This window comes from Parabacteroides sp. merdae-related_45_40 (assembly GCF_001915675.1).
In genome coordinates, this window is record NZ_MNQY01000056.1 from 1 (window position 1) to 25,287 (window position 25,287).

Genomic DNA, 25,287 nt, shown 5'->3' on the forward strand with positions numbered 1-25,287 from the left:
TTTGAAATATCCTGCTTCCGTAAAAGGGTCACAAGGCATAACAACAACTACTTCTTCATCGGCACATGATTTCTCATATTTCAGATATGAAGCTGCCAAAGCAATGGCTGGAAATGTATCACGTCTTTCCGGTTCCGTCACTACATCAATGTGGTCACCCAACTGATTGACAATAACATCAGCCTGCGAGATACTGGTGGCTATGGTAACATGTCCCTTCAAATCTGATTCCCCCAATTGACGAACTACACGCTGCAACATCGACTCTTTTTGCCCATCGGGAGCATCGAGCAACTTTATGAACTGTTTTGAACGGGCATTGTTTGACAAAGGCCACAACCGCTTTCCGGAACCTCCGGATAATAAAATAATTTGCATGATAATGGTTCAATAAATGCAATAAGTTAAGAATAAAAAAGAGGGTTTTGACAGGAACCCTCAACCTGTTGGAAGATTAGATTTTCAAAACTTCCAGTAATTCATCCTGTTTCTGTTTGCTCAATAAGTTGTCGTATAATCCATATACCGTTAACTCAGCAGCGAACCGCTCTGCACTTGTCTATGCAACATATGACTGATGAGCGTTGTCTAGCGTCTGTGCAGTGGCAAGAAAAAGAAGTATTATTACTATCCAATTTGGCAGCCTCGTCTTCCATTGAGAGAGGCTGTTCTAAATTTTACATATAAAATTCATATTAAATTCGTTTTAAGTTAAACTTAGTTGATCTCTCTTTGGCAATTACCTACTCTTCCGCAAATTGCAGTACCATCGGCGCAAACAGTCTTCACTTCTCTGTTCGGAATGGGAAGAGATGTATTCCCTGTCGCTATAATCACCATATAATGGGTAATTAGTTATGTTATCGTTTCGCCCTCATGGGATTGTTCAAAAAATCCTCGTATGAAAGGCGTATGCCTTCTTTCAGTTCCGTCTTGTAAGTCCATCCGAACGAAGTCGCTTTCGATACATCCAATAGCTTTCGGGGTGTGCCATTAGGACGTGAGGTATCCCATCTGATTAAGCCTTCAAAACCAACAACTTTAGCCACCAATTCTGCGAGGGCTTTAATGGTGATTTCCTTCCCTGTTCCGGCATTTACCGTCTCATTCCCCGAGTAGTTATTCATCAGGAATACACATAGGTTGGCCAAGTCGTCAACATAGAGAAACTCACGTAACGGACTTCCGTCACCCCAGCAGACCACTTCTTTCAGACCTGCTTCCTTTGCCTCATGAAAACGACGGATAAGCGCCGGTAACACGTGGCTATGTTCGGGGTGGTAATTATCATTGGGACCATATAGATTGGTCGGCATCACGCTAATAAAATCTGTACCATACTGCCGATTCAAAAACTCACAATATTTCAGACCGGATATTTTAGCTAAAGCATAGGCCTCATTCGTCTTTTCTAATTCCGACGTTAACAAACATGATTCCGGCATCGGTTGGGGTGCCATGCGTGGATAAATACAAGATGAGCCTAAAAACTCCAGTTTTTTGCACCCGTTCTGCCATGCCGCATGGATAACGTTCATTTCCAATATCATGTTCTCATACATAAAATCCGCCAATGCCGACTGGTTGGCTACGATACCGCCCACTTTGGCTGCGGCAAGGAACACATATTCCGGTTTCTCCTCCGCAAAGAACTTTTCCACCGCTTCTTGACGGGTCAAATCCAATTCCTTATGTGTACGGGTAATGATATTCGTGTAACCCTGTCGTCTCAGTTCACGTACAATGGCAGAACCAACCATACCCCGGTGTCCCGCCACATAGATTTTTGCGTCTTTCTCCATCATTTCACGATTCCTTTCTCCAAATATTCAGCCAAGTTCGTCCTCATTACGCTGGTAACATGTTCCGCTGCCACTTTCTGCATGTCGTGCGTCACCATGATGCGAACCAGTTCCTCAAAGGAGGTACTCTGCGGATTCCATCCCAACTCGTTCTTTGCCTTGGTCGGGTCTCCCCAGAGGTTGACTACATCCGTCGGGCGATAGAAGTCTTCACTTACCGCCACCACCGTTTTCCCTGTCTTTGCGTCAATGCCTTTCTCCTGTACACCTTCTCCTTCCCAGCGAAGTTCGATGCCCGCATAACGGAAGGCAAGCGTGGCAAATTCACGCACCGTGTGCTGCACACCAGTGGCAATCACGAAATCCTCCGGGGTATCATGTTGAAGAATCAACCACATACATTCCACATAATCCTTGGCATAGCCCCAGTCACGCAGGGAGTCCAAGTTACCCAAATAGAGGCAATCTTGCTTGCCCTGTGAAATGCGTGCGGCAGCCAGCGTGATTTTGCGTGTCACGAAAGTCTCTCCACGCCGTTCGCTCTCATGGTTGAACAAGATGCCCGAACAGCAAAACATGTTATATGCTTCACGGTATTCTTTCACAATCCAGTAGCCATAGAGTTTCGCCACAGCGTATGGACTGTAAGGATGGAAAGGCGTCTTCTCGTTTTGTGGCACTTCCTCTACCTTACCGTAAAGTTCGGAGGTGGATGCCTGATAGATGCGGCATGTATCAATCAGGTCGCATTGGCGCACAGCTTCCAATATACGTAATACGCCCGTAGCATCCACGTCTGCCGTAAACTCGGGTGCATCAAACGATACCTGCACATGGCTCTGTGCGGCAAGGTTATATATCTCCGTCGGCTTCACCTTCTTTACCACTTGCAGTATACTCATCGAGTCGCCAAGGTCGGCATAATGCAAGTGGAAGTTCGGATGCCCCTCCAGATGAGCGATGCGTTCTCTATAATCCACTGACGAACGGCGGATGGTGCCGTGTACGTCATATCCTTTACCCAAAAGAAATTCGGCAAGAAACGAACCGTCTTGTCCGGTGATACCGGTAATCAATGCTTTCTTCATTTGTACATAGTGTTAATAGTGTCATTATGCTTTTTATTGTACTTCCGCTTGATTTCTTCTATTAGCAGTCGTGGTAAGGTCAAGATAATCATCGAGCACCGTTTCAATTGCTTCTTCGGACTGCACATAATACGAAAGACCCACTCCAAATGCGTTTTCAGCATCCACTGCGGAGCACGCCTCTCATCTGTATCGCTGTAAAACTTGAATGCTGCTCCTACGGCGATCATCACCCCACGTTTCAGGTAAGGCTTCAGTTTCGACATGAACATCTCCTGTTTCGGAGCACCGAGAGCTATCCAAATGATGTCAGCCTCTGATTCCTCCACACGCCGTGCTATATCTTCATAGTTAAACTCTTTCACATCGCAGAATGGTAGTTCATAGAATGTCATCGTAAGTACATCTGTATTCCATACTTTTATGGTATTCTTCAGCCCATCCAATGTCCGTTGCGAAGTACCCATGAACATCATACGGTATTTCCTTGAACTAACAATATCTTTGAATATCTGCGCCCCACAGTATTGCTCATACCTCACGCCATAGATCCATTTCAGATAGAGCGGCACATACCCGCTGTCGCAAATAGAGAACATTCCACCATTAATCACCCTCAGGTATTCCGGTTTCCTATTGGCGATATTCAGTACCACTCCGTCAGCCACACATATATAATCAGACTTTTCCGCTTTTACCTGCGAGGCAATACGATTCCACACAAGCTTCTTGTCAAACTCGTAACGGATATTAAAATATGTATTCATGTGATGATGTTTATATAAAAAATAAGTTTAGCATTACAGATTGACTGACTATACATTCCAAATGAGTTCTTCCAGGAAGAGATATCGAAATTCTTTTTTGTTCTTTCGTATATACTTCTAATAATATATTCTCTTCCTTACTGGCAGTTGCCATTGTAGATAAAATTTCAGCTGGTTCTAAGAGGACATTTCCATTGATTTTGAAAATGACATCGCCGATATTCAATCTTTCAGATAACATGCTATTTTCTTGAATTTCTAAAATAATCAGACCAATTCCACCATCATAAATGTCTGGATTTAGCAATCTTGACAATGATTGTTCTATAAAGACCCTGATGTTTGAGGGTAGTTCTTTGCAATCCAAAGCCTTTCTATAATAATAGATTGCCTCTCTTCCGTCAGATTCTGTGTATGACGCTATTGCAAGTGAAATTAACTTCTGAGGATCAGTCACCTCTGTTTGAATTTCTTTATTCAACAACGCACTATATTCAGCAGGGGTTAATTCTTCTGTCAATCCTGCACTTTTACGCAAAAGCATCAAAAAGGGATCTCGCATAATCCTTTCGATTTCTAACGTTCTGAGAGGCGTTGGAATTTTTTTTTTTATATATCCGACCTTTTCGTATATAACTCTTTCAATTCAATGTTTAGATTTTGGATGTTTATGTCCATACCTGCTGTTATATGGTCAAATCCCATTTCACTGATATGGATAAAGAGGCTGTCTTCCTCCCCTGGATATACATGTATGAATTCTCTTAACGATTGCAACAGTGATATTTTTGATTTAAGCACCTTATCCTCATGGAGCGATTTGTTTTTCAAATAAAGTTCGTAATTTCTGTAATTAAGAGATATGTAGTGCGATAATGTGGATGAAAAATTATTTAGCGTGTCATACACATCTTTTTGCCAATAGTATATGTTTTTATGCAGTTTGCATTGTTACAATTGAAAGACAAGTCTTGTTTGGATATGTTGTATATCTCTTCTTTTATTTTAAAAGTCTGAATCAGTTGAAAAATTCCTGTTTGATATTCCTTATGAAAGTTTTTTGCCCGTTCCTGAAATGTATCTTCCGATTCATTGGGTTTGCGTACATCCCAGAATTTCTGAGGAACTCGTTCTTCAATTCCATTTATCAACACATATAAATCACGATAATTATCTAATAATTCATTCTTTACGATTTCAATGGCATTCTTATATCTCCTTTCAGCGGTATTCTTCGTGTCTCCAATATTGATATTCTGGTGGTTGTTGTTAGTTATATGACCTGAATTGTTATTGGCATAAATAGTATTAGTTTGGATATTCTTTTCTTGAGATACGTCCTTGTTCCTTTTGTTTTTTCTATATTTAATTATACCAAAGATTGCCGTTATCAAGGTAGGAATTATGCCCGATAATAACCATTCATAATTATCTTGCCAAAAATCGTACATTACAAAATAGATTTAATTATTAGACTATTTCTCACATGGCTCCAATTCACAAAGTACCTCGGAGACTCCATCTCAAAGCGTACTCATAAGCTATTTGTCATTGGCCTCAATGCAGTCAATCAAAATACCTTTTATGTTGTTTTCAAAATACACCATTGTAAATCGCTCCTTGAACATCCGTCTTCCTTCTGCTCCCATTGTATGCCTTGCATTCTTATCATCCAACAATCGTTGTATCGCATCAGCAAGAACTTTGGAATCCTGCGGTTTCACCACAAATCCATTTTTTCCGTCCTTCACCTCATCCCTTATTCCGCCCTCGTCGGTAGAGATTACCGGCAGTCCATTCATCATAGCCTCTATGATGACCAAAGGGAAACATTCGTTGAAATAGAAAGTTGGAAAAACGAAAATATCAGCCGTTTGCAAAAACGCCTCCTTATCTTTGCCATATTTCCTGCCATGATACACGGCGATATCATCCAATCCCCTTGCTTCAATCTCCAGTGCAAATCTCCGACCATCCAGTTCTTTTGTCTCTCCTCCAACAAAGTCGCAAACGAATCTGCATCCCCTTTCTTTTAATGTTTTCAGCGCATCGAGTAGGACCAACACTCCCTTGGAAACTATCAAGTTAGACAAGAACAGAATGTGCGGTACATCATTATGCCTTTCCGCAGAAGTTATTTTGCTATTCGTATCGGGAATCCCATTAGGGCAAATCATCACCTGCTCACGTTTCACAACCTTTTCTATATCAGCATACAGTCGCCACGACAGCAATATAACCTTCGTGTTCCGGTATACCATAGGCAGCAACCATCGGTAAATATGCCTATCCACATCTTTAGCCATCCCCTTGTTATGTTGGTGTATCACCACTTTATGCCTAAAAAGTTTGCACAGCAGTACAAACGGAGCATCCTTCAGAAAGCCCACTCCATGGCAAGTGATGGCAAGATAGCACAGGTCGTACTTGCGCGTAGTCAACAGCCAAAGCGTCTTGGCATAAGCCCCGATGAACCTCACCGCCTTGCGTGCATACAGCGACCACGACCTTTTGTCAATCTCCTCCATCGTGCGCGAAGTGGAAAGATTCACAAAGTCCATCTCAAACTCATCGTTCAGCACGCTACTCTCCTTGATGCTCTGGCTCACCATCGACGAGCCATGTACTGGCGGCGGCATGGGACAAACAAACAGAATCTTTGTATTATTTTCCAACATAATACCTAAATAACTTATGACTATTAACTGAGATAGAAATCCTCTAATCTATAATTCCCATCCTGCAATAGGTTTGACCGACTTAGCTGGTGAGCCAACAATCAGACTATTGGATTCAAACTTGCTTCCCGATACAAAACTTGTTGCACCAATAACGCAATTACTCGGCACATGCGAGCCTTTCAAGATAGTTACTCTACAGCCTATCCATACTTTATCCCCAATACGAACCTCTTTGTCGGGATTCATTTTTTGGATACACCCCTTGTCACTATAGATGGAATGTGTGTCACTATCCATTACCAAACAATTCCAGGCAAACTGTATGTCACGCCCCATAATGATGCTTTTGTAACATACAAACTGCGAGTTGGCACTTACAGCAAAGTTATCGCCAAGATACATCCTTGCTCCATGCTTAACGAATATCTTCGTTCCCAGTCCGATGTGTGCAGTGTGCTGAAATACCAATTCTCCGCCTCTTTCCACCGTCAAGCAAGTGGTATGCTTGGGGTCCGAGACATCAGCTTCATGGGATCCAATGACAATCATAGCCATACCTACATGATTATCATCTTCAATTATTATTCGTCCTTTAACGCTGACGCGTGTTCCATAGCGGACATAAAACGGTAGCTTCAGCGCCTGTTTCAGTGGCAGGTGGCGGAAGTTAAACCATAATGATTTGGGCAAAGACAGTAAATATTTAAAATAGATATTCATGATTCTTTCGACCGAACTAAAAATTTTTCCCCAAACTTTCGCGTGTCATTGATAATCTTGCAAGGATTACCGACCACAATAGAATAATCAGGAATATTCCCTTTCACAACAGATCCGGCTCCAATGATACAAAATTTTCCAATCTTGGTACCAGGTAAAATCACGGCTCCAGCACCGATGAAACTATTTTCTCCAATGCTGACGCCATTATAAGCAAGAGCATGAAATGAAGAAATACATTCATTAACCTTATTGATAGCTATCAACCCTTTTAGAAAAGACCAATCATGTGTAAGGATTATCACATTAGTAAAAATAACTACCCCCCCATTATGGTCAATCCTCCAGATGGGTCTAAATGCGAATGTGAGTCAATGTATTCCGGACTTCCAATAAAAATGACACCCGCTTTCTTATGGGCTCTTACAATCCATTTGTCATACCCCCTTCTGGCAATCAGCTTTATTGCTACAGCATACCAACGAAATACATAATACCATATTCTGTTCATGTAACTCATATTTTATACTAATCGTTTATCTCATTTTAAAACATTAATTCCATTGTATTCAGACAATGAATAACTAAATGCGAAAAGCCCATGTTTACCTCCCTATTAGTTTTTTTACATCTTTAATATCAGCTACTTTATCATAAGAATGGATGGTGAAAATCCTTCTCTGAATAAATCCTGGCATCAAGGCAAGAAGCAATATAGGATAAGTTTCTTTCGCAAACGGCCTATAAACAAGTGACTTCATACATTCACAAATGGTCTTCCACCTATCACCATACCGCAAGTTCGTACTAGCCTTCATTTTGTAGAAACGACCTATGAAATGCCTCAATTCATGTTTTTTTGAATACTCCGTTTTCAGTAATAATTTCAGTCCATCGCAAACAGGGTCTCCTTCATCATTTGGGCGAGTTGGCCTTTCTGTAAATGAATTTGTAGCTGGCATCATATAAACTGCTGTCGCTTTCTTTGTATATGCCCAGTCGGTTTTTATTGCAATTCTTGCCCACGTAAGCAAGTCCTCGCCAGAGGTAATGCCAACGGGAAAACCACCTATTTCCTTCAATAAGGACTTTTCTACACATGTTGTAATGCTGCAAACTGGTGGATGGGAACAACTGCATATTTCAAAATAATTAGTTAAAATTCCACTTTCTCCTTTAAATGGTATTTTATTCAGAATAATATTATAATCTGTACCATTTATGTTATTGACATAGTTTGAGGACCATGCCCTGCACTGGGAATATTGTCTAATCAGATTTACAAGGCTTTCAAGGTGATCTGTCAGCCATACGTCATCAGCATCAAGGAATGCCACATATTTTCCCTGAGCCTCTTCTATTCCTCTGTTTCGGGCAGCACTGACACCTCCATTCTCTTGTCGGATTAAATGGATTCGTGTGTCTGTGAATTGTGCCACAATAGCAGCACTATTATCCTTACTGCCATCATCCACTACAATTACCTCAAAATCCTTGTACGTCTGATTAAGCACGCATTCCAGTGTCTGCGCAATGCTCTTTTCCTTATTATATAAAGGTATAACAACAGATATCATTAATTCAACATATTATGGAATTATTTCTTCTTCAAATTCTCCGTTTTCAGTCAAGTCAATTGTCTTAAGGAATATGCCGAACAGCATAAACGGCAGTACATAGCCTTGTTGGGCGTATGTGATGACATTGTCAAATCCCATGCAAAAGAAACAGGCGGCAAAGGCTCCTACGGTTGTGCCGCCCAAGAGTGTCAACATCTTATTGTTCCTATACCTCCATGTGATGGCCAGCACTTTAAACAACATGAATACGGCAAACAAAATATAGAGACACAAACCAATATTGCCTGATTCCGACATCATCTGCACCCAATCAGAATGAATAAGAACCAATCCTCCCTTACTGTTTATGTCCTTCAGCCATCCCAACGCACCACCACAACCACTACCGAACGTGGGATTTGGATTGTAGCAGTGATTCATTATCCTTTTCCACATGTATTCGCGTCCGCTAGTTTCGATTTTAGCCTTGCCTACATTACTGATTGTAACGGTTTCAGCCTGTTTGCCAAACATTTTATCTTTTACGGGTTTGACAAAGAATACGGAGCCAACAAAGAGTGCTATCAAAAGCATCACGGCTGGAACAGCCCGTCCTTTTTTATAGGCTAAAAACAGAAGTGAAAGACCAAGAATGGATGCGCCGATACCTGTTCGCACACTCTCCAATATCGATGATAAAAACAACAGACCTGCTGCATATAAAAATTTCCTTTCAGACGTAAAAATATACAGCATTACGGGAATACCTATCAGTATTGCATAAAAGTCTGCCAAAGAAGCGTATGCAACGAATGTTCCTCCGGTTCCAAAACAAAGAAACCCATAAAGTGGACTAATCAACTTAGCAGATACTCCACCTATCAGAAATGAATAGATTACACAGATTAGTACTGTACGCTTCAAGAACACCCACAAGTCAAGCTCCTCCTTTACGGCATTATACCCCACCCAGAAATAGAGTATTGGTAGGCAAAATTTGACAATCATCATCCAGCCTTGAAAGATATAGTGAGAATAGGTAAGCGTATATAGATTCCATAATATGAAAATCAGGTATATCGTCATCACACCATCCCATTTCTTGACCCATCGGCGTGACATCAACAACATGAAGAATATCCATATAGCATATTTCACCAGTGATAGTGGTCCTAAAAACACCATTGCCGTCATTACACTGAATATCATAAACGACAAATTGTTGTTGCATTCATAATATTCGCCAACCTTAAACGGATGTTTTATGATCATTGTGCCACCGGAAGCATACTTATAGGCATAGTACAGAAGTATGACCGTGATTATTGCGTTAATGACAATAGCCATAATTACAATTTCGAATACAAGTTATTGATTAATTCAGAATAATGTGCAAATGAAAATCTTGCTACATGACCGATGGCATTCTGTTTCATGGTCATAAGCAATTCCCTGTCATTTACAAGCCGTATGGCTTTTTCTGCAAGCGAATCCGATGATTCCGGTTCATGCAACAAACCTACCTTACCATCACTTACCACTTCCGGTAATCCTCCGGTATTTGCCGCAACCACTACACATCCCCGTGCCATTCCTTCTATTGCAGTCAGTCCGAATCCTTCGCTGCGCGAAGGCATCAACAGTATGTCTATGCTGTCATAATACGCTTGCAAAGCCTCCTGTGGTTGTACGCCTGCAAACTTAACGACTTCATTCAATCCGGCATCATTCTTCTGTTGCTCCATTAGTGGACATAGCGAGCCATCACCCACTACCAACAAGCGCGTATTTGGATTCATGGCATGAATTTTTGCAAAAGCAGGCACTACCAAGTCCATTCCCTTGATAGGCTCCAGGCGGCTTACAACTCCTATGGTTATCACTTTGCCGATTCGTTGTTCTTTATTGGCTATGGAAATATAAGGTGGCAAGTTATTGTAAATGGTAAAATGATTGCCATGTCGGGTTAACTTCATTTCAGCTTTATACATTTGCGAATTTCCGAAGAACGAATTCTCTGCTCGTTCTGTAATACATTGAAATGCTGTAAGTATATATCGCGAAACGAAGTGTAATAATCGCAAAGAAAGATAGATGTCGGCAGCCGTATGAGCCGTCGCTACTATGCGCTTGATGCCTAACAGACGTAATATGATAATAGGGATGGCGCCCGGTGCCATGTACTGCACATGTACCACATCGGGTTTTACTTCCCTCAATACACGGTGCAATCCCTTATACAGGAGAATAACCGTGTTTGTTATCCCCACAGGTCTTTTCCCATCAGGACTCAATAAGCATACGTTGCTTCCAGCTTGCTTATAACGTTCCACCATGTTTGTAGAATGTTCAAAATAGCAGACTGTTGTCACTTTATGCTCTGCGGTGATAAGGGCCTTCACCAAATTGAGTGTCTGAATTTCTGTTCCTCCTGTCATCAGGCAAGGGATACATACTAATACATTCATTTATTTAGCAAATTATTTATATAATTTTCTCCCAACAGCCAGCAGCCGCAGCGAGTCTTTTTTAGAAGCACTGTAAGAACAAAACTTATCAGAAAATTTACAATTATCAAGCTTCCTGCCAAAAGGATAGGAAACATGTTCTACTAACTTATTTAAATGAAAGAGTCTGATTGACGTAGAAGAAAGCATAAATATCAACACCCAGAAATGGAAGATGTAAATGCCCATTGAAGAATTCCCAACAACATATATAAAAGCCGCGTTGACTTTTAATCCTTGTTTGTTATTCCAACGTTTCTTTACCAAGCAGAATAGAATACAAATGAGCAAACAAGTTGCTATTGCATGGATTATTGAACCTTCTCTATATTTTAGAGCAGGGGTGAAAACAAATATTCCGATGGCTATAATCAAGCAGATTATACAAGTAATATTCTTGCTTATAAAAGTCTCTAAACTATTATAAGAGTGCATCAATGCACCAACTACAAAATAAAAATACCACTTAACAAAATCTTGTAATCCAAATAAGTTTGGCAAATGAATTGCTATAAGTATTAAAGAAATTGGGAGTAATAATAAAGAATTTGGATGGGAATAATCAATACACATTGAAAACATGAAACACCAAAATAATGCTGTAAGAAACCATAAATGATAAAATCCCCCTCCGAGCAGTTCACCCACATCAAAGAAACCAGTGCTAAACATTATCAAGCATGAAAAAACGAGATAAGGGATCAGCAACCTTTTTTATTTTTTTAACAAAAACATTAAAACATCTTTTCTCTGTGGTTTCCGATAACAATATCCTGCAAGGAACATAAACATTGCTACTGAAATTTGAACCAATATTGCACTACCATAGAGTATAGCAGATTTATCTAAGAATGAATCACGAAAAAGATCATCCAACCTACCAAATATATGAAAACTTATGACACATATCATACATGTCATACGAAGGACATCAATATAAGTCTGACGTTCACGAATCATATTTTTTCAAGAGTCTTAATAATTTTGCAAAAATCAGAGGATATTTAAGAACAAACAGCTGATACAAGCTATAAGGAAATTTACCTACTTTTGTTGGATATTTCCGTATGTAATTTAGGAATACATTTACATCCCCTCTTTCGCTTTGTACCGACATCTTGATACCTGAAATATATTGCCTCGTTGAATTCTCTAAAAAATAATTCTTAAGTCGTTCTGAGCTTATTTGAGCCGAATAATCAAGATATGAATTTACAATCATAGCTATACTTTTTATCTTGTGTTGATTGACAGGCGAGTTCATTATTGAACCATTTCTTTGGATATAATCATAACAACTGAACTTGATCAACCCGGCAATTCGCATGCAATGAGCAATTGCCCATGGAATAAGTTGAGTATCCTCGTATGATATTCCAGGATAAAACTCAAAATTATTGTTGTGCCAAAACTGACGCTTAAATATATAGCACCATGCTCCGACAACAAAAAAGCCACTATCTAATAAAAAACTTTCTCCATCATAAACTTTTGACACGTCCGCTTCTGAATCGAATTTGTAAGGAAATATCTCCCTAAACGGAACTGAAGGAGCAACGACCAAAGCATCCAAATCATCTCTTTCCATAATCTCTAAACATTTTCCGAGACAATTGGAAGAAATGCAATCATCAGAATCAATAAACCATACATATTTACCTCGTGCTAATTTGAAACCATTATTACGGGCAACTGACAATCCTTGATTCTTCTGCGTAACAATTCTTATATTTTCGTAAACACCTGACAACCTCTCAATTGTAGAATAAGTAGAATCAGTACTTCCATCATTTACGATAATGATTTCATAGCTATCTCGTGGTAAATCCTGATTCTCGCAACTATGTACACATGCTTCAATGTACTTTTCCACGTTGTAAGCTGGAGCTATAAGACTAATAATAGGGTTCATATATGTTTCATTATTTTATTCACATAATAATATATAGTAGGCATTAAATCGTGACGATTGAAATTCAATTGGCATTTTGTTTTCCTGAAATCATAAAACCAATATTTACGCGATAAGGTACCATCCTTGACATGACAATAGTCTGTTGATAAATCCATCATGTATGTGTTGTTAACTGTCATAGGAACAGTTTGGCTGTTGAACAGCATTGCAGGAAGATTCACACCACTCGCGGTAGCGGCATAGGCAAGACCATCATGACGGAAATTGACTTCCATAAAATAATTTTTTGCATTCTTATGTAATAATTCCACACTGAATGGTCCATGATACCCTACATGTTGCATTAATTTTAATATCGAATGAACATCTACATTCAAGTTTTCTACCGATTGGAATACTCCAAAAGAGCATGGGCTATAGATTGTAGGATAATGGCGAATTTTCCGAATTCCTCCAGGAATATATACGCCATTAACGGTACTGACACCGATGAGGTTTATTTCGTATTCTTTTTCAATAAACTTTTGGATAATGAATTGGTTGCAAGTAGATGTTGCAGAAAGTGCTTTATTGACATCTTTTTGGCAGTAGCAAATATGTATATCAGATTTTTCTCCTGTATTGCTATTGGCCGGCTTCATTAATATTGGGTATGAAACAGTAGGGAAATCTTCGTTGCGATTATAGATGATTGATTGTGGTATTGTTAAGCCGCAATTTTCGGCTAAACGGCATTGTTCATCTTTATTCAGTAGGTTTCCTAAATGTCTTCCTTTCATTGGAGTTATATACAGGGAACAAAGGGTTGTTTCATACTCATCTATATATTGGGTTGCAATGTCATTCGTACAAATGATTGTCTGTTGTTTGGTCTTGTCCGCAATACGAAGCAACGTAGGCAAGCAATCATCAATAGTTTCCATTTGGAAAATCTGTGATTTTTTCAAATATCTACTTTTTGAAACAAACAGACGATCGTCACCCACAAGCAACAAAACGATATCTACTTTCGCTTCTCCAAGACTCCGAATTAAACCAAGCGTATTGTTAAATGAATCACCTATAACAATTGCTTGTTGCTGCAATCTACTCATTTTAAACTAAAATAAAGTTCTCTATTCCATTTATTCGCCTTTACAAACACTTTCGGCAACACTCCGCTCCACGGTTTGCCGCATGGTGCCAAAGGGCGTATATAAGCATCCATAGCATCAAGCTTAATCCGATGTTCGGCAGGAGTCATACACAATTGTGCTGCATTTTTCCAATCCAAATCACGCCACACATTATAGTACCATACCCATACACAGTACATCCAAAGTTTAGCAGAGTGGGGGGCTATCTGTTTTACTATTTCAGCAGTTTGAATATGGTCACTCCAACCTTCTCCCCAATGAGGTACTAAAATTGTATCGGGTTGCAATTCATCAATCAACGCTTTCAATCTGTCTGTTTCCGTATTATTCATGGAAATGCCTCCATCGGGATAATTCAACTCGTGAATATTCTCAATCGGCAATCCTACAATGGCAGCAGCATTACGGGTCAGTCGGCGACGTGCTGCAACTATATCACCTGATGAAGTATCACAACAACCGTGATGAGAGCCTTCTCCTCCTGTCATGATTACAACATGAGGTGCTTTATTCTCTTTTACAAGGTGGGCTATCAATCCCCCACATCCTATTATTTCGTCATCGGGGTGAGGAGCAACAATCAATATATGCCTATCCGGTAGAAACTTTCGCGCTTTACACGCCATTATCCTTAACCATACACAATGTGCATAACGGAGCAAATTTTTCATCCTATAAGAAATTTACCAAAACGAGTTTTAAGTAAAAGCCATGTCAGTCCCCATGAAATGATGAATGCCATCAATGAAAATATTAGAGGGAATAAGGTGGTATGCTCAATAGCCCAATAATCTAATGGAAATAATATATTTGCCATACTCCACAAAGCCAATATTCCTCCTAATGTTGCAATTGTTCCCATCAGGTTGTTGTTTCCATATTCCCATGGAACAAAATAGCTAATAATCACATAAATGCTAATTCCACAGACAATTACGAACTTTTGGCTAAATCCTTTAGTAATTAAATGTTCATGACTACAGAACCATGTTCCGAAAGCGAACCAGCAAATCCATAGGTGAACGTTATGCACACCTATTATCATCGGAACAACTTTTCCTACCAGTGAAATAGCAAACAGCACTAAAAGGGTTAAAATAGCAACCCATGCTCTGTTGTTCATTATAAACGGATGTATCAAATATGTAACAATAAAACACCAAAATAACATAGGGAGAAACCACAAATGCCAGTAAGTCCAGCGGTAAAACGGTTCCCACGACAAGCTGTTCGTTGTTAACATAAAAAATATGGTAAAGACAAAGAATGGTATCATCAGACGAACAAACTTGTCTTTTATAACTTTAACTAACGACAACGGCTTACGTTTTAATTGTCTTCCAAAAAGGAAACCGCTTATAAAGACAAACATCGGCATTGCCAAGTTAATAAGTCCATATTGATTAATCAATTCATATTGTTGACGATATAATTCTGCTACATCAGTCGGAAAAATGGTTGGCATACATCATTCCATACCCATGGAAAAATACCACCACTACAATGCACAATATGCGCAATAAGGCAATATCGCATCTGTATCCTTTGCAATTGACAAGCATTTCTTGTTAAATTAAAGTTTTGTATAGTTTAACTACTGCCTCAGGAGAGACTTTTTCATATAGTTTTTTGGAGGCACAATCGGCAAGTACGCCTTTTTCCCATCTTGCAATTATTTTATTTAAGGAGGAAACAATGGAATCAACGCTCTGATTATCGGCTAAAAATTCACCTTCTTGATTTAGTAGCATATCTACTGCAAATCCATTAGCTGGGGAAATCGCCAAAATCGGTAACCCGGTTTGCAGATAATCTGTGAATTTACTTGATAAGAAAATACCTTTTTCCAATCTGGCTTCGAGAAGTACTAAGATGTCATAAGTTTGCATTTTAGATAATGCTTCCATATATGAAAAACTACCGATACATTTTACGTAATCCTGAAGACTGTATTTCTTTATTAATTGTGATGTATAATCATTGATATGGCCCATTATGTGAAACTCCAAACTAGTAAAACCACTATCAATAACGTAACGTAAAGCCTGAAAAGTAGTCTCTGGATTACGTTCCACTGAAAGATTGCCGGAATGGAGCAACTTTAACTTGCAATCATTAGTTCTTTGAACTGATAGAGGCCAAAAATTCTGGCACAAGCCAATATGTGGTATTGCTATAGTCTTTTGTTTTTTCAAAAATGGGAAGAATGTTACAAAATGCTGCCTAAGGCTATCTGACGGAAACGTATTAATATCAGCAGATTTAAGTAACCGGGCCGTCTCTATCATTTTCCGTTTCTGCTCTTTGGCTGTATAATCATGTTTATATAATCCAGGCCATATTGGTGCGGCGGGGTCATTCCAGTTGGCAATCCATTTAATCCCTGTTTTCTTTTTTAACTTTTCGCCAATGAAATGTGCTGTATCATTAGGAGATCGGGTTAAAATCGCATCATATTGATTGGTTGATATGAGTTCAACTGCTTTTTCATAAGCGCGTCGCATCCAGCGTACACCGGGCACAAAACTTCCTCCCATTATTAAACCTGAATAAACGACATCCGCAAATTGTTGGATTCTATTCCCCGATTCATAAGTGATAGTATGAGCCGTCGGTTTAAGCATGTTCCATGGTTCCGTCCAATCAGTTCCGTATGAAGGACCTTCATCGATACGTGAAATAACATCCACTTCAATCCCTGCTTGCAGCAAGGCCATTACTAATTTTCCATTACACAAATTTTCTGAGAAGAGATAAGGCGGATACCCTGTAGCAATCATCAATAGTCTCATCGTATATTATCTTAAGGCATTTACTATCCGGGCACATGCTTTTCCATCTCCGTAAGGATTGATTGCATGGCTCATTTCTTTATAATATTCCGAATTATCGATAAGTGCAGACACTTCATGAACAATTTTGTCATAGTCGGTACCGACAAGTTTTACAGTTCCTGCTTCCAAAGCTTCAGGGCGTTCTGTAGTATCGCGCATCACAAGCACCGGCTTTCCGAGTCCGGGCGCTTCTTCTTGAATGCCTCCCGAATCGGTAAGCACAATATAAGCCTTACTCATTAAATGGACAAACTCCAAGTATTGCAATGGCTCAATAAAAAAAAAATTGGATCGAGTGAGATTTTCTCCAAATACCTCATGGATAGGCTTGCGCACATTGGGATTAAGATGCATGGGATATACAAAATCCACTTCAGGATATTTTTCAGAAAGATCTTTCATGGCTGTTACCATGCGAATAAAGCCATCACCAAAGTTTTCGCGCCGGTGCCCGGTGATAAGTACAAGTTTCTTGCCTTGGTCAAGTCGCGTAATATTGTAGCCAGCCGTGGCAAGAATTTGCTCTTGCTTCGAGGAAAGAGCCGCATCATTTCTGAGTTTGTCAACGACCATTTGCAAAGCATCAATGACTGTATTACCTGTAACATAGATTTGCCCTTGGGCACTTTCGACTATCAGGTTCTTCTCTGACAAAGGTGTGGGCGCAAAGTTATAAGTGGCTATTCGTCCTGTAATCTGTCGATTCATTTCCTCTGGCCATGGGCTATGGATATTGTGTGTGCGAAGCCCTGCCTCTACATGACCTACGGGTATCTGCATATAGAATGAAGCCAAGGCTGCTGCCGTGGAGGTGGTTGTATCGCCATGTACCAGAACCACATCCGGACAACATTCTTTGAGTACGTCTCGCATTCCTGTAAGCACACGAGCCGTAACATCATACAGATCCTGTCCCTGTCTCATGATGTTGAGATCGTAGTCAGGCTTTATATCAAAGATAGTAAGCACTTGGTCAAGCATCTCTCTGTGCTGACCTGTAACACATACTATAGTCTTAAATTGCTCTGTGTACTTTTGAAATTCCTTAACCAGTGGACACATCTTAATGGCTTCAGGGCGTGTGCCAAAAACCAACATTATTGTTTTCATCGTGATAATATATTTATTGCAGTCATTAAATCCGAACTAATTTTTTTTGCTTTTTCTTGAGAACGATTGAATTCCAATTGACTTATTTCATCCAAATTGGTATTTAGTCTATCAAGTACTTGTATTAAAGCTTGAATTGAAAGTTGTTTGTCATCAATCGCATTTAATGCCATATCAAATTGCTGAAGGAACTTGATTGTCTTGGGATGATATGCCAATGCTATTAATGGAGTTCCGGTAGCAAGGGCAAATATGGTACTGTGTGTTTTATGCCCAAGGAATATCTTGCATTTGGATACTTCCTCTAAATGCTCCAGTGTTTCCATATCATCTTCGTATATGAAACATTTATCTGCCCGAAGCACTTTGGCGATTATTTCAGCAATGAAACCACGGTCATCAGGAGCAGAGCCTTTTATCTCCATTGGGAAAAAGCGTATCGAATAACCTTTATCTATTACGTAATTACAAAAATCTGCGATTGTTTGCTGATAATGCTTTCGTTCTTCAACGGTTCGGGATTGCGTACAATAAATAGCAATTCCAACCACATTGTCTCTTTGCTCTATCGGAAGATACTGTATATGGTTTGCCAATGTCAGTACACTTTCGTAGGTCGGTATAACTTCTGCTTCCTCTTTACCCAAAAATGTGTGGATTTCCTTGACAGATTTTTCTTCCCTAGGCATTAATATACTGTTAGATAATAGACGTTGAGTAAGTAACCTATTTTTGGGATTATGAAAATCGAATGGTCCGAAAGATTGGGAGAAGCATATTATTCTCCTATATGATGAAGCCACCATTGCATCAAAGTTAATGCTTGAGACTAAATCGCGTGACAACATTGTAGTAAAATGATGTCCTCCCACGCTTATTACTACACTTGATTGTTTTAATGCTTTTTTAAATTCAGGATTAGCCAAAAAACGAGCAAGAGATACATTTCTCATAAAAGATTCACGGAGAAGCGTAAACGTGTATTTTTTGAATCTATTCAGAAATCTCCAATAGAATTTATATTTCTTCACTCTATCATAATCCCACCCCCATGGTACAAACCTGATACCTTCAGACGAATAGTATTTGTACCCGTTCCATAACTCCGGGTCTGATGTTGAAACAGTTATTTCTACATCGCGATATATTGATTTAAGAATACGGCACATTGCATAAAGTACAGCCCTATCCCCCTTATTCCCGGAATATTGATTTATTAACAAGATTCTCATATATTTTTCCTTTCTGGAGTTTGGTTAACAATATCCGCATACCCCATTACTGCACAGATTATAATCTGATGATGAACAGGAATATGAAGCAGTTCTCTTATTTTTCGTTCTTCATTCTTATCCTTTTGTGCCCATGAAAGTATTGTTGCAGACAGCCCTAATGTAGTTGCCCCCAACATTATATTTTGAACCCCAAGACAAGTATCTACTGATGGCAAAAAGATTTCACTAGGCCACACATATCCCCTTATATTTGCTGTAAATACCCAAAAAGAGGGAATAAATTCACTAAATCCAGTTCCTCCTTTACAATATTTGAGACATTCCTTTGATAATTCAGGATTATTGGTCGCATAAATTTCAATGGGCTGTTTATTACAACTACTGGAAGCCCAGTTTGCCAAATTCTTTAATTTTATTACGTCTTCATCAGAAATTTTCTTTAAGGAAAATGAACGATTGGAACGACGTGCCATTACCAATTTTTCCAATTGCTCAAAGGAAACATTTATTGTTGGCTTCTCACCTCGTAAGGGAATGAAATTATCCTCTACCTGAAGATGTTCGTATGCTATAATTTTGCTTCTAGCCCATGTGAGAGTAGAATCGGTTGCATACTCTGTCTTTTCCAATCTTTCAATAAGACTTTTAAGTATAGAATAATATTTTTTACTGTGACCAGGCGAGGCATCAACCCTATGCAATCCTTTATCTATAATATGTGCATATTTTCGCATCAATAGAATAGCCTTGTCATCTGTATCTTCTAAAGACAAGTCAAAATTTGTTTCTGCATCAGCTATAATATCTTTATAATACGCCGGCACAATAATTGCTCCATTGGCAATAAGTTTATAAAGTTTACGCGGTAACAATGCTCGCATATATCTTCCGCACAATTTTCTTAATCTATTGAACATCCTCTATTTTTTATAAATCTATTTATGAATTTTCTCATTCCAGAATTGAAACTATACATTAATGACAGCAATATTGTAGCATAGCTAATAATACTTAGTAATGCATATAACATCCATGATAAATAATTTTCTGATGGATTTATTGACAACAAGGGTATTATAAACTTGATGATCAAAATAGCAGGAAACATGACACATAGAAGCATTATAAACAATCCTTTCCAGTATTTCCACACAGGTTCACGAAATCCTTGGGAAAATAGAAAATATGGTTTCCAAATACCCACTATTAATACCTGACTTGTAAGTCCTCCTAACAATATACCGGGCAATCCCCATTTTGCGCCACACGCTATAGCGACACTTAAATTTATCACAATCTCTGCAAGTGGTGCCCAAATATCAGAAAACATTCCATATCCGAATAGGAACTGCATTACTCCACCTCGTGTGTAACTAATGAACACATTCAAAACGACAAGATATAGCACAATCTCAGGAAGGATATATTCATGTCCTAACCAAATGGATATAAATGGTTCAAGCAATATGAAAATGGAAAATGAAAATACACCTCCAACAAAGTATCTCATATTCAGCAATTCCCAAAATAAGTGCAATATTTTAGTTCGGTTGCCTTCGGCAATCAAATTTCCGATGCTTGCTTGAGAACTTTCAAGGAAAGAATTTACAAATTGTGCCAGTTTATCGGTAATGATTGTATAATTTCCATAAAATGCAACAATCTGAAGATTTACGAAAGAATATATAAGGAACGGGGCTGTCTGATACTGTACAAAATAGCTTATTTTCTGTACGAACAGCTGTTTCGTATATTTCATCACCTCCGGATATTTCTTGAACAAAGCCTTTCCTAACCGCACTTCTGTCCGTAACCACGGATAAGTCTGGTTGATTTTCCAATTAAGAATAAATGAATAGATGATGCCGAAAAGAAGCTCTATCAATACCCACAGATAGAAGCTGTGCGTATAATAGGCAAGAGACATCTGGATAAGGGTCTTGATGATATTTGCTGACTGGAAATATGCTGTGACTACATAATTGCGTTGGTCGGCTCCAAGCAGGTTTTGCCGGTAATTGATAAAATAACCGATGAGCGAGGAGACGAGAAAGGAGAAATAGGCAAAGTAAATAAGCAATATATCAAACCCCGTAGTACTATCGGGGAATATCAGTGGCAGAAAACAGGCAAGCACACATCCGGCACTCAATATCATGATGCCTATGCACCGATAGAGATAGCCCATAACGGAAATAATCTCATTTATCTTCTCTTGGTTCCGTTCAAACAAGGGCTTGTAGAGCACGTATCCTATAGCAGAACCGATACCTAACTCGGCAAGGTTGAGAAAACCGAGCAAGTTCTGGAGCGTACCTGTCAAACCTACGAAATCTGCTCCGAGGCAGTCAAGAAATATCTTGCGCGAAAAGAAACTTAATGCAAGTGTCAAGAAATAGAATACAAGGTTGACACGGGCATTGAGCAACGTCTTTTTTACACGTGACTCTGTGGTGGTTTTATTTTCCATGACGTATGTAATTGGAAATCAAAATATAGTTTTGACAATTTGTCGGAGGAAACACGACTGCCGAAATAAAATGGAATTTACGGCATTGTCGTCAAGTTTAATTTATGGTTTGTCGAGTATCGCGATCTTGAACCGGTTGTCTGATTCGTCTTTTGATTACCATAAATCGGCTTTGAACACCTGTTCGTGGCCGGTTTGTGGTAATTTTTGTTTGCACAGGACGGCTTCTAAAACGGCAAGACCGTGCGTGTCACTGCCAGCCAAGTCATAGAAGCCGTTCTTCAACAGCCATTCGGCTTTCTTTTTGACTTCCGTTCCATAGCCGCCAACAATGCTGGACAAATTGAGTTGGAACATCACGTTCATCTCCTTCAATTGCCGGTAATCGCCAGCATCCATATACACATATCGTTCCGGATGTGCCAGGACGGGGACATAGCCTTTTGACTTGATGCGGAGCAGGATGTTGTTCAACCCCATCGGTGGGTTAAAATAAGAGGTTTCCACCAACAGATGTTTCCCTTCATTTCCCAAAGGAAGCAGGTCGTTCTTAGCGAGCCGCTCTTCAAACAGGTTGTCGAGCATGTTTTCCGCAGCAAGATGAAGTATGATATTCCCTTGATAGGCGGCATTCAGTTCCATAAACCGTTCTTTCAAATCCTCCGTACGGTTCGGTATGTCTTCCATGATGTGGGGCGTGAGCCAAACCTCGCTGATACCCAACTCCTCATAAAGGGAGAGAACTTGCAGGGATTCCTGCATCGTCTGCACACCGTCATCCACACCGGGAAGCAGGTGGCAGTGCCAGTCGGTAAATCCCCGGAAGATGTCGCTATCCTTCAAACTTACCTGTTTTCTAAAGGGCCACATCTTGTATCCTTTTTTCTTCACTCTTCATTTTTTCCGTATCCTGCAAGCCATACTTGTACCCATACTTATAGCCATATTTATAGCCGTACCGCCCACTGCCACCATCCGTCCCATTGAGAATAACGGACATGTTCTTGTATGTCTTATCGGCATAGAATTTCTCTATCTCCGGCAACATGCTGCGGTCAAGCAATCCGGCACGTACAATGAATAGGGTCATGTCCACCAGCTTATTGATGATGGCGGCATCTGCCACAATTTCAACCGGCGGGCAGTCGATGAAAATATAATCATATTCCGCACGGAGGTCGGTTATCAGTTGTTCCAGGCGTTCGGAAAAGAGCAATTCTGTCGGATTTGGAGGAACTGTGCCAACCGGAATAAGATCTATCTTGGCATCTCCTGATGGTTTGACAATCACATCCTTGATGTCTTTCACATCTCCTGCCAAATAGTCGGAAATGCCCTTCTTTGGTCTGCCTGCGTATTGGCTCAAAGAAGCTTTGCGCAGGTCAAGGTCTATCGCTATAATCCGTTTACCCTTGATGCCTAAACTGGTAGCGAGGTTAAAGGAGATAAAGGTTTTTCCGCTGCCCGGATTGGCGGAAGTAATCATGATGACGTGGGATTCGCTTCCCTTGTTTTGCATGAATTCCAAGTTGGTGCGTACTACGCGGAACGCCTCGTTGATGACATTGCGACTTTTCTCCTTAACCACTACCGCACATTCCTTTTCCTGTGTCTGCCGGGAGAATTTCTTTTTCTTACGAAAATCAAGTGGTATTTCGCCCACGAACGGAATAGTAAGGTTCTCCAAATCTTTGCGCCCGCGAACCACCGTATTCATGTTTTCTTTCATAAAGATGATAACCACAGGTATCAGCATTCCCAGGGCGAATGCCACCAGCAGGATATTCTTCTTGACCGGAGCGGTAGGTATCATGCTACCGCCGGGCTTGGTGATAATGCGGGTATTGTAAGCCGTAAACGCCTGTGAAAGTTCATTCTCTTCACGTTTCTGCAACAAATACAGGTAAAGTGACTCCTTCACCTTTTGTTGACGTTCCACACTAAGCAAGTATTTGGACTGCTTCGGGTTGGAGGCGATCTGCGAGGTTGCCTTGCCTCCAATAGCCTCCAAACTTCTGATTTGCGCACGCAAAGCCACCATTTGGTTGTCGATAGAAGAAATCAATGCATTTCGCATAGCATCCAACGATTTGTCCATTTCTCGAACCAAGGGGTTCTTGGTACTACTATGTGCCACCAAGCTGTTTCGTTCCAATAACTTAGTATTATATTCATTCAGCTGTGTGGAAAGGCTTGCATTTTCAATACCGTAATTGGCAGGGAGCAACTGGTATTTGTTAGTTTCATTGGTCAAATAATTCCTGATATACCGGGCCATATATGCCTGGTTGTTCAATTCACGAATTGCGGTATTGGCCTCATTGGCTTGAGTCATATACATACTTGCCGCCGCCTGTACATCCGGCAGCAAATGCTCACTCTTGAAGGAGGATATATCATCATCCACATTGCCGAGTTCTCCTTCAATTACCCCTAAACGTTCATTGATAAACATGGAGGTACTGACCGCTATCTGATTCTTGTCCCTTACCCAGTTCTCGTTGTAAACGGCTATAAGGGTGTTAAGTACATCTTCCGCCCGTTGGGTAGACACATCTTGGAAAGACAGCGTGATGATATTAGACTTCTCATCGTTCTGGGATATCGTCAAGTTGGCAGAACAACCTGCTGATGCCGCAGCCAAAGACTGGCGGGTTACATAAATGGTACTTTCCATTTTACCTGAATAAGTTACCGACGGAACGACGACAACAGGTCCTAAGGGGCTTTGGATGCTGTCGTTCAAATTGCCTTTCACGATATCGGCATTTTCTATTTCTGTTCCATTCCGTGTAAAAGAGGATAATTCCACTGAACCGTCTTTTGCCAGATGAAGTTCGAAAGTGGCGGATTCATTCTCTGAAAGATTAGGAATCGACACCTGGACAGGAAGTTGATTTCCGTATACCGTCTGTTTATGGAAACGTCCGTCTGTCTGGTAATTCATTTCCAAATGCAATCGCGACACTACTTCACGCATGATATCGGGAGATTGCAAAGTTCCTATCTCGTTATAAACGTTGGTGTTGGTCTTGAACAACCCCAAATCGGAAAAAGATTCCATATCCGCAGAAGAAGATTTCCCTTTGGAATCGTCTTTAATCAAAATAGAGGCAGTCCTGACATATACCGATGGGGTTCTCAACAGATAAAAGGTTGCAACCCCTAAACATAAAACCAACGAAATGACAAACCAGTGCCATTTGTTCAGGCAGAGATAAAACAAATCCTGTATGGTAATGAAATCCTGTGTATTTTGTACAGTTGATTTATTCTGAATAGTAGTCATTTCTCTTTTTATTTAACGATAAGTACAGCAATAGAGGTCAATAAAGATGCCAGGGAAATCCAGAAAGAGGTACTACGCACATTGTTCCCGTTTACGGTAGACTGACGGGCTTTGGTAGCATTAGGCTCCACATATACCACATCATTCTGTTGCAGATAATAAGCAGGCGAAGTG

Annotated in this window: 22 protein-coding genes, 1 rRNA gene and 3 pseudogenes; all 26 read right to left on the bottom strand. The window is 40.0% G+C overall.

Annotation, left to right across the window (positions count from 1 at the left end):
* Positions 1-378, bottom strand: a 378-nt coding sequence (locus BHV83_RS09310; RefSeq protein WP_286757433.1) for a sugar phosphate nucleotidyltransferase, incomplete at its 3' end; no start/stop codon positions are given.
* Between the two features lie 352 nt (positions 379-730).
* Positions 731-841: ribosomal RNA gene (gene rrf, locus BHV83_RS09315) — 5S ribosomal RNA — on the bottom strand.
* A gap of 19 nt (positions 842-860) precedes the next feature.
* The gene (locus BHV83_RS09320) at positions 861-1,805 is read right to left on the bottom strand and encodes a GDP-L-fucose synthase family protein (RefSeq protein WP_005639525.1); all 945 of its coding nucleotides are present in this window, start codon (positions 1,803-1,805) and stop codon (positions 861-863) included.
* A complete protein-coding gene (gmd, locus tag BHV83_RS09325) occupies positions 1,802-2,890 on the bottom strand; it encodes a GDP-mannose 4,6-dehydratase (RefSeq protein WP_005639523.1) in 1,089 nt (362 codons plus the stop codon). The genes BHV83_RS09320 and gmd overlap by 4 nt, the downstream gene beginning before the upstream one ends.
* The gene (locus BHV83_RS09330) at positions 2,887-3,657 is read right to left on the bottom strand and encodes a WecB/TagA/CpsF family glycosyltransferase (RefSeq protein ID WP_122206081.1); all 771 of its coding nucleotides are present in this window, start codon (positions 3,655-3,657) and stop codon (positions 2,887-2,889) included. The genes gmd and BHV83_RS09330 overlap by 4 nt, the downstream gene beginning before the upstream one ends.
* Before the next feature lie 10 nt (positions 3,658-3,667).
* A complete protein-coding gene (locus BHV83_RS09335) occupies positions 3,668-4,219 on the bottom strand; it encodes a PDZ domain-containing protein (RefSeq protein ID WP_234212714.1) in 552 nt (183 codons plus the stop codon).
* Positions 4,220-4,550: 331 nt separating this feature from the next.
* Positions 4,551-5,108, bottom strand: coding sequence for a hypothetical protein (locus BHV83_RS09340; RefSeq protein ID WP_286757434.1), 558 nt, complete (start codon positions 5,106-5,108; stop codon positions 4,551-4,553).
* 90 nt (positions 5,109-5,198) lie between these two features.
* A complete protein-coding gene (locus tag BHV83_RS09345; protein WP_005639516.1) occupies positions 5,199-6,335 on the bottom strand; it encodes a glycosyltransferase family 4 protein in 1,137 nt (378 codons plus the stop codon).
* Positions 6,336-6,383: 48 nt separating this feature from the next.
* Positions 6,384-7,058, bottom strand: coding sequence for an acyltransferase (locus tag BHV83_RS09350; RefSeq protein ID WP_005639514.1), 675 nt, complete (start codon positions 7,056-7,058; stop codon positions 6,384-6,386).
* A pseudogene (locus BHV83_RS09355) lies at positions 7,055-7,261 on the bottom strand (acyltransferase); the annotation flags it as partial. The pseudogene BHV83_RS09355 and the gene BHV83_RS09350, both read right to left, overlap by 4 nt.
* A gap of 402 nt (positions 7,262-7,663) precedes the next feature.
* Positions 7,664-8,635 (bottom strand): glycosyltransferase family 2 protein, encoded by a 972-nt coding sequence (locus tag BHV83_RS09360; RefSeq protein WP_005639510.1) that lies wholly within the window; start codon positions 8,633-8,635, stop codon positions 7,664-7,666.
* Between the two features lie 12 nt (positions 8,636-8,647).
* Positions 8,648-9,964 (bottom strand): O-antigen ligase family protein, encoded by a 1,317-nt coding sequence (locus BHV83_RS09365; protein ID WP_005639509.1) that lies wholly within the window; start codon positions 9,962-9,964, stop codon positions 8,648-8,650.
* Between the two features lie 2 nt (positions 9,965-9,966).
* Complete coding sequence (locus BHV83_RS09370; protein WP_005649408.1) at positions 9,967-11,085, bottom strand: glycosyltransferase family 4 protein; 1,119 nt, start codon at positions 11,083-11,085, stop codon at positions 9,967-9,969.
* 12 nt (positions 11,086-11,097) lie between these two features.
* Positions 11,098-12,084, bottom strand: a pseudogene (locus BHV83_RS09375) (acyltransferase family protein).
* Positions 12,074-13,036, bottom strand: coding sequence for a glycosyltransferase (locus tag BHV83_RS09380; protein WP_005639501.1), 963 nt, complete (start codon positions 13,034-13,036; stop codon positions 12,074-12,076). Before BHV83_RS09380 ends, BHV83_RS09375 begins: the two are co-directional and overlap by 11 nt.
* Positions 13,033-14,133: an ATP-grasp domain-containing protein gene (locus BHV83_RS09385; RefSeq protein ID WP_005639499.1), complete on the bottom strand. Its 1,101-nt coding sequence runs from the start codon at positions 14,131-14,133 to the stop codon at positions 13,033-13,035. Before BHV83_RS09385 ends, BHV83_RS09380 begins: the two co-directional genes overlap by 4 nt.
* Positions 14,130-14,846 carry a PIG-L deacetylase family protein gene (locus tag BHV83_RS09390; RefSeq protein ID WP_005639497.1) on the bottom strand — a complete coding sequence of 239 codons (717 nt, stop codon included), beginning with the start codon at positions 14,844-14,846 and terminating at the stop codon, positions 14,130-14,132. Before BHV83_RS09390 ends, BHV83_RS09385 begins: the two co-directional genes overlap by 4 nt.
* Positions 14,843-15,640: an acyltransferase family protein gene (locus BHV83_RS09395; protein ID WP_005639495.1), complete on the bottom strand. Its 798-nt coding sequence runs from the start codon at positions 15,638-15,640 to the stop codon at positions 14,843-14,845. The genes BHV83_RS09390 and BHV83_RS09395 overlap by 4 nt, the downstream gene beginning before the upstream one ends.
* Before the next feature lie 103 nt (positions 15,641-15,743).
* Positions 15,744-16,967, bottom strand: a complete 1,224-nt coding sequence (locus BHV83_RS09400; protein ID WP_286757435.1) for a glycosyltransferase — start codon at positions 16,965-16,967, stop codon at positions 15,744-15,746.
* A gap of 6 nt (positions 16,968-16,973) precedes the next feature.
* Positions 16,974-18,119 carry a non-hydrolyzing UDP-N-acetylglucosamine 2-epimerase gene (gene wecB, locus BHV83_RS09405; RefSeq protein WP_005639490.1) on the bottom strand — a complete coding sequence of 382 codons (1,146 nt, stop codon included), beginning with the start codon at positions 18,117-18,119 and terminating at the stop codon, positions 16,974-16,976.
* Complete coding sequence (locus tag BHV83_RS09410; protein WP_122206083.1) at positions 18,116-19,351, bottom strand: polysaccharide pyruvyl transferase family protein; 1,236 nt, start codon at positions 19,349-19,351, stop codon at positions 18,116-18,118. Before BHV83_RS09410 ends, wecB begins: the two co-directional genes overlap by 4 nt.
* Positions 19,348-20,235, bottom strand: a complete 888-nt coding sequence (locus BHV83_RS09415) for a nitroreductase family protein (RefSeq protein WP_258885442.1) — start codon at positions 20,233-20,235, stop codon at positions 19,348-19,350. Before BHV83_RS09415 ends, BHV83_RS09410 begins: the two co-directional genes overlap by 4 nt.
* Before the next feature lie 20 nt (positions 20,236-20,255).
* Positions 20,256-21,824, bottom strand: coding sequence for a lipopolysaccharide biosynthesis protein (locus tag BHV83_RS09420; RefSeq protein WP_122206084.1), 1,569 nt, complete (start codon positions 21,822-21,824; stop codon positions 20,256-20,258).
* A gap of 156 nt (positions 21,825-21,980) precedes the next feature.
* Positions 21,981-22,694, bottom strand: coding sequence for a tyrosine-protein phosphatase (locus BHV83_RS09425; protein WP_005649411.1), 714 nt, complete (start codon positions 22,692-22,694; stop codon positions 21,981-21,983).
* Positions 22,681-25,113 (bottom strand): GumC family protein, encoded by a 2,433-nt coding sequence (locus BHV83_RS09430; RefSeq protein ID WP_122206085.1) that lies wholly within the window; start codon positions 25,111-25,113, stop codon positions 22,681-22,683. The genes BHV83_RS09425 and BHV83_RS09430 overlap by 14 nt, the downstream gene beginning before the upstream one ends.
* Before the next feature lie 8 nt (positions 25,114-25,121).
* Positions 25,122-25,287, bottom strand: a pseudogene (locus BHV83_RS09435) (polysaccharide biosynthesis/export family protein); the annotation flags it as partial.

Excerpts from the sequence above, each read along its gene's own strand:
- BHV83_RS09340 (WP_286757434.1), bottom strand. The coding sequence starts at position 5,108 with ATGTACGATTTTTGGCAAGATAATTATGAATGGTTATTATCGGGCATA.
- BHV83_RS09380 (WP_005639501.1), bottom strand. The coding sequence starts at position 13,036 with ATGAACCCTATTATTAGTCTTATAGCTCCAGCTTACAACGTGGAAAAG.
- BHV83_RS09360 (WP_005639510.1), bottom strand. The coding sequence starts at position 8,635 with ATGATATCTGTTGTTATACCTTTATATAATAAGGAAAAGAGCATTGCG.
- BHV83_RS09390 (WP_005639497.1), bottom strand. The coding sequence starts at position 14,846 with ATGAAAAATTTGCTCCGTTATGCACATTGTGTATGGTTAAGGATAATG.
- BHV83_RS09425 (WP_005649411.1), bottom strand. The coding sequence starts at position 22,694 with ATGTGGCCCTTTAGAAAACAGGTAAGTTTGAAGGATAGCGACATCTTC.
- BHV83_RS09335 (WP_234212714.1), bottom strand. The coding sequence starts at position 4,219 with ATGCGAGATCCCTTTTTGATGCTTTTGCGTAAAAGTGCAGGATTGACA.
- BHV83_RS09415 (WP_258885442.1), bottom strand. The coding sequence starts at position 20,235 with ATGCGAGCATTGTTACCGCGTAAACTTTATAAACTTATTGCCAATGGA.
- BHV83_RS09350 (WP_005639514.1), bottom strand. The coding sequence starts at position 7,058 with ATGAATATCTATTTTAAATATTTACTGTCTTTGCCCAAATCATTATGG.
- BHV83_RS09385 (WP_005639499.1), bottom strand. The coding sequence starts at position 14,133 with ATGAGTAGATTGCAGCAACAAGCAATTGTTATAGGTGATTCATTTAAC.
- BHV83_RS09410 (WP_122206083.1), bottom strand. The coding sequence starts at position 19,351 with ATGAGAATCTTGTTAATAAATCAATATTCCGGGAATAAGGGGGATAGG.
- wecB (WP_005639490.1), bottom strand. The coding sequence starts at position 18,119 with ATGAAAACAATAATGTTGGTTTTTGGCACACGCCCTGAAGCCATTAAG.
- BHV83_RS09370 (WP_005649408.1), bottom strand. The coding sequence starts at position 11,085 with ATGAATGTATTAGTATGTATCCCTTGCCTGATGACAGGAGGAACAGAA.
- BHV83_RS09320 (WP_005639525.1), bottom strand. The coding sequence starts at position 1,805 with ATGATGGAGAAAGACGCAAAAATCTATGTGGCGGGACACCGGGGTATG.
- BHV83_RS09330 (WP_122206081.1), bottom strand. The coding sequence starts at position 3,657 with ATGAATACATATTTTAATATCCGTTACGAGTTTGACAAGAAGCTTGTG.
- BHV83_RS09395 (WP_005639495.1), bottom strand. The coding sequence starts at position 15,640 with ATGCCAACCATTTTTCCGACTGATGTAGCAGAATTATATCGTCAACAA.
- gmd (WP_005639523.1), bottom strand. The coding sequence starts at position 2,890 with ATGAAGAAAGCATTGATTACCGGTATCACCGGACAAGACGGTTCGTTT.
- BHV83_RS09400 (WP_286757435.1), bottom strand. The coding sequence starts at position 16,967 with ATGAGACTATTGATGATTGCTACAGGGTATCCGCCTTATCTCTTCTCA.
- BHV83_RS09365 (WP_005639509.1), bottom strand. The coding sequence starts at position 9,964 with ATGGCTATTGTCATTAACGCAATAATCACGGTCATACTTCTGTACTAT.
- BHV83_RS09345 (WP_005639516.1), bottom strand. The coding sequence starts at position 6,335 with ATGTTGGAAAATAATACAAAGATTCTGTTTGTTTGTCCCATGCCGCCG.
- BHV83_RS09420 (WP_122206084.1), bottom strand. The coding sequence starts at position 21,824 with ATGGAAAATAAAACCACCACAGAGTCACGTGTAAAAAAGACGTTGCTC.
- BHV83_RS09430 (WP_122206085.1), bottom strand. The coding sequence starts at position 25,113 with ATGACTACTATTCAGAATAAATCAACTGTACAAAATACACAGGATTTC.